The sequence below is a fragment of the Polaromonas sp. P1_E3 genome, assembly GCF_056405935.1.
In genome coordinates, this window is record NZ_JBFUBD010000242.1 from 1 (window position 1) to 4,224 (window position 4,224).

4 protein-coding genes are annotated in these 4,224 nt (G+C 59.9%); all 4 read right to left on the bottom strand.

The window, feature by feature from the left end; translation table 11 throughout:
- On the bottom strand, positions 1 to 442 hold a 442-nt coding region (locus AC1D0Z_RS16835), incomplete at its 3' end, for a branched-chain amino acid ABC transporter permease (RefSeq protein WP_477659365.1).
- Positions 443 to 702: 260 nt separating this feature from the next.
- Positions 703 to 2,001, bottom strand: a complete 1,299-nt coding sequence (locus tag AC1D0Z_RS16840; RefSeq protein ID WP_477659366.1) for a replication-associated recombination protein A — start codon at positions 1,999 to 2,001, stop codon at positions 703 to 705.
- 69 nt (positions 2,002 to 2,070) lie between these two features.
- Positions 2,071 to 2,715, bottom strand: a complete 645-nt coding sequence (gene lolA, locus AC1D0Z_RS16845; protein ID WP_477659367.1) for an outer membrane lipoprotein periplasmic chaperone LolA — start codon at positions 2,713 to 2,715, stop codon at positions 2,071 to 2,073.
- Between the two features lie 5 nt (positions 2,716 to 2,720).
- Positions 2,721 to 4,224 (bottom strand): DNA translocase FtsK (locus AC1D0Z_RS16850; RefSeq protein WP_477659368.1); only part of this gene is annotated, 1,504 nt, incomplete at its 5' end.

Below are 4,224 nucleotides of genomic sequence, written 5' to 3' on the forward strand. Positions count from 1 at the left end.
CGGTGATGACGGCGCCGCCGACCTGGAAAGGCTCGGAAGGCAACAGCGTGGGATAAGGCTTGTAGTTGGGCTTCCAGATGATCATGGCCAGCGTCTGCAGCAACAGCGACATGCCGATGGCGGTGATCAACGGGGCCAGCTTGGGAGAGTTTCGCAGCGGCCGGTAGGCGATTTTCTCAATGGCGAAATTGAGGGCGCCGCAAACGACAAAAGCGATCAGCAGCGATATCAGCAGAATGATCCAGCCCGGCGTTCCCGGCATGGAGTCTTGCATCAGGCCGATGATGGTCCAGCTTGTCAAAGCGCCCACCATCAGCACTTCGCCGTGCGCAAAGTTGATCAGGTTGATGATGCCGTACACCATCGTGTAGCCCAAGGCGATCAGGGCATACATGCTGCCCAGCACCAGACCATTGATGATCTGCTGTAGCAATACTTCCATAACTCACTCTCCCGTGTAAATAAATTGCCAACCCTGCCTGGCGGCCGCCTGCCGCCGGGATCACCGGTGGCTGGCGCGAGTTAACAAAAAGCCCGCCTATCAAAGCCGGATGGCTGGTGAAGTTGGCGAGCTAATCCGCAAATTGTAGCCAAGCGTCTCTAGCGAGAATCGAGCCAGCGATGCGGTTTTCGYGGGGTTTACCCTTGAGGAAGTGTATTTTCGGGGCTGGATCAGCCTTTATCAGCGGCTTTTGTTTTTTATTAGCTTTTCTTATTGTTCTTAATTTTCAACTCATTCAGCTTATCTGCAATACGTATCTCCAGCCCCCTGTTGACGGGGCGGTAAAAGCCCGGCGCAGCCATTCCCTCGGGAAAATAATTTTCGCCTGCCGCAAAGCCGTCTTCCTCGTCATGGGCGTAACGGTAGTTTTTGCCGTAGTCGAGCTGCTTCATGAGCTTTGTTGGTGCATTGCGCAAATGCAGGGGCACCGGGCGGGTGCCGTCCTTGCTGATGAAGGCTTTGGCTTCGTTGAAGGCTTTGTAAACGGCATTGGACTTGGGCGCGACCGCCAGATAGATGACGCACTGGGCCAGCGCCAGTTCGCCCTCGGGGGAACCAAGGCGTTCATAAACCTCGGCCGCGTCCAGTGCCATGCGAAGAGCCCGTGGGTCGGCCAGGCCAATGTCTTCGCTGGCCATGCGCACCAGCCGGCGTGCCATGTAGCGCGGCTCGGCCCCGCCGTCGAGCATGCGCATGAACCAGTAGAGCGCGGCGTCGGGGTCTGAGCCACGCACTGACTTGTGCAGCGCCGAGATGGTGTCGTAGAACTGTTCGCCGCCTTTGTCATAGCGCCGCAACCGCTCACCCAGCACCTTGAGCAGCCAGGCATCCGTAACGCCGGTCACTTTTTCGGCCTTGGCTGCCACGCTGAGRGATTCGAGCGTGTTGAGGAGTCGGCGGGCGTCGCCGTCGGCATAGGCCACGAGCCGGTCAACGGCCTCGTCTGCTATGGTTTCGATAGCTGGTAGCGCACGCTCAGCAAGCACTCTGGCCACTATTTGCTTGAGATCCGCTTCGCCGAGCGGCTGCAATACGTATACCACGGCACGCGAGAGCAAGGCCGAATTCACCTCGAATGAAGGGTTTTCCGTGGTGGCGCCGATGAACGTAAAAAGGCCACTTTCCACATGCGGCAAAAAAGCATCCTGCTGGCTTTTGTTGAAGCGATGCACCTCATCCACAAAAACAATCGTGCGCTTGCCGCCCTGCCCTTGCCAGATGGACGCCTGCTCAACCGCTTCCCGGATATCCTTGACGCCCCCAAGCACGGCGGAGATGGTGATGAAGTGGGCGTCAAAGCTGTTCGCCATGAGCCGTGCAATGGTGGTCTTGCCGACGCCGGGAGGGCCCCAGAGGATGCAGCTGTGCGGCTGTCCCGATTCGAAGGCGATGCGCAGTGGCATGCCCTCACCCAGCAAGTGCTGCTGGCCGATCACTTCGCCCAGGTTTTGAGGGCGCAAGCGTTCGGCCAGGGGCTGGTGGGAGGATTTGGTGGCCATGAGTCTCTTGCGCCGTGCTGTCTTAAATGCGTGTGCTGCGCCGGCGCGACGCCGCCGTTTTAACCGTCTTTACTGCTTGATCACATCCGCCTTCGGAGGCGGTACGAAGCGGAATGTATCGGCCGGCAGGCTGGGATTGACTTCGACCTTGCTGAAGCTCAACACGGAGCGCTGCCCAAAGCTGTCAAGAATTTCAAGCGCGGCGAGGCCCGAGGATTTTTCGCCGGGGCGAAAACCCACACGCACGGTCTGCAGCTGCCCGTCCTTGGCTTTGGGCGTAGCAACCACCCACTGCAGGCCATCGGCATCGGGCGCCGCAGCGAGGGTGAAATCAGCTTGCAGCGCCCGCAGGTCGGGGGCCGCAGCGATCAACGCCGCAGGCGTTGATCCCAGAGCACTCGACTGCTTGCGCGAGGTGACCTGGTTCAGGTCAGCGTCATAAAGCCACAAAGTCTGGCCGTCGGCCACGATGGTTTGCTCAAAAGGTTTCTTGTAGACAAAGCGGAAGCGGTTGGGGCGCGAAAACTCGAACGTACCGTTTGAGGTCTTGCTGCGCGCGGCCTGGCCGTCCTTGCCCGGCGCGGTCACTACCTGGGTGAACTCGGCGCGGCCGCTGCTGACGGTCTTCACAAAAGTTTCCAGGCTTTCAAGGCCGTTAGCCCATACAGGATGGGCGCAAGCAGCTATCAAAACAGTAGCAAAATATTTCTTCATGATCGTCACTCCGCCCGCGAGGGCACCAGGATTTCGCGCTGGCCGCTGCCGCTCATGGCGCTGACCAGCCCGGCTTTTTCCATGTCTTCGACCAGCCGCGCGGCGCGGTTGTAGCCGATCTTGAGATGACGCTGCACCAGCGAGATGCTGGCCTTTCGGTTCTTCAGCACGACTTCCACAGCCTGGTCGTACATCGGATCTTTTTCGCCGCCGCCGTTGCCGCCACTACCGTCCCCCAGCAGGTCGCCGTCTTCGCCATCGACCGTACCGCCCTCGAGTACGCCGTCGATGTAATTGGGTTCACCCTGCAGCTTGAGGTAGGCCACCACGCGGTGCACTTCGTCATCGCTCACAAACGCACCATGCACCCGGATTGGAAAGCCTGTACCACTCGGCATGTAAAGCATGTCACCCATTCCTAACAAGGCCTCGGCACCCATCTGGTCAAGAATGGTCCGGCTGTCGATCTTGCTGCTGACCTGGAAGGACAGGCGGGTCGGGATATTGGCTTTGATCAGGCCGGTGATCACGTCGACACTGGGGCGTTGTGTGGCCAGCACCAGGTGGATGCCGGCGGCCCGGGCTTTTTGCGCCAGGCGGGCAATGAGTTCTTCAATCTTCTTGCCGACCACCATCATCAGGTCGGCGAGTTCGTCGATCACGACCACGATGTAGGGCAGGCGCTCCAGCGGCTCGGGCTGCTCGGGCGTAAGGCTGAAAGGGTTGTAGATGAATTCGCCCTTGGCCTTGGCCTCATCAAGTTTGGCGTTGTAACCGGCCAGGTTGCGCACGCCGAGCTTGCTCATCAGCTTGTAGCGCTTTTCCATCTCGGCCACACACCAGTTCAAGCCGTGGGCGGCCTGGCGCATRTCGGTGACCACCGGGGCCAGCAGGTGTGGAATGCCTTCGTAGACACTCATTTCCAGCATCTTGGGGTCGATCAGGAGCAGCCGCACATCGCGCGCATCGGCCTTGTAGAGCAGGCTCAAAATCATGGCGTTGATGCCGACCGACTTGCCGGAGCCGGTGGTGCCGGCGACCAGGCAGTGCGGCATTTTTGCCAGGTCGGCCACCACTGCCGCACCACTGATGTCCTTGCCCAGGCCGATCGTGAGCATGGACTTGGCTTCGTTGTACACCTGCGAGCCCAGGATTTCACTGAGCTTGATGGACTGGCGCTTGGCGTTGGGAAGCTCCAGCGCCATGTAGTTCTTGCCGGGAATGGTTTCGATCACGCGGATGGAAACGAGGCTCAGCGCGCGCGCCAGGTCCTTGGCCAGGTTGACGACCTGCGAACCCTTGACGCCCGTGGCCGGTTCAATCTCATAACGCGTAATGACGGGGCCTGGCGCCGCAGCCACCACACGCACTTCCACGCCGAAATCTTTCAGTTTTTTCTCGATCAGCCGCGAGGTCATCTCCAGCGTCTCGGGCGCCACGGTTTCCTGGCGCGTCAGGGCACCATCGAGCAGGTCAACCTGCGGCAGCTTGGAGTCAGGCATCTCACTG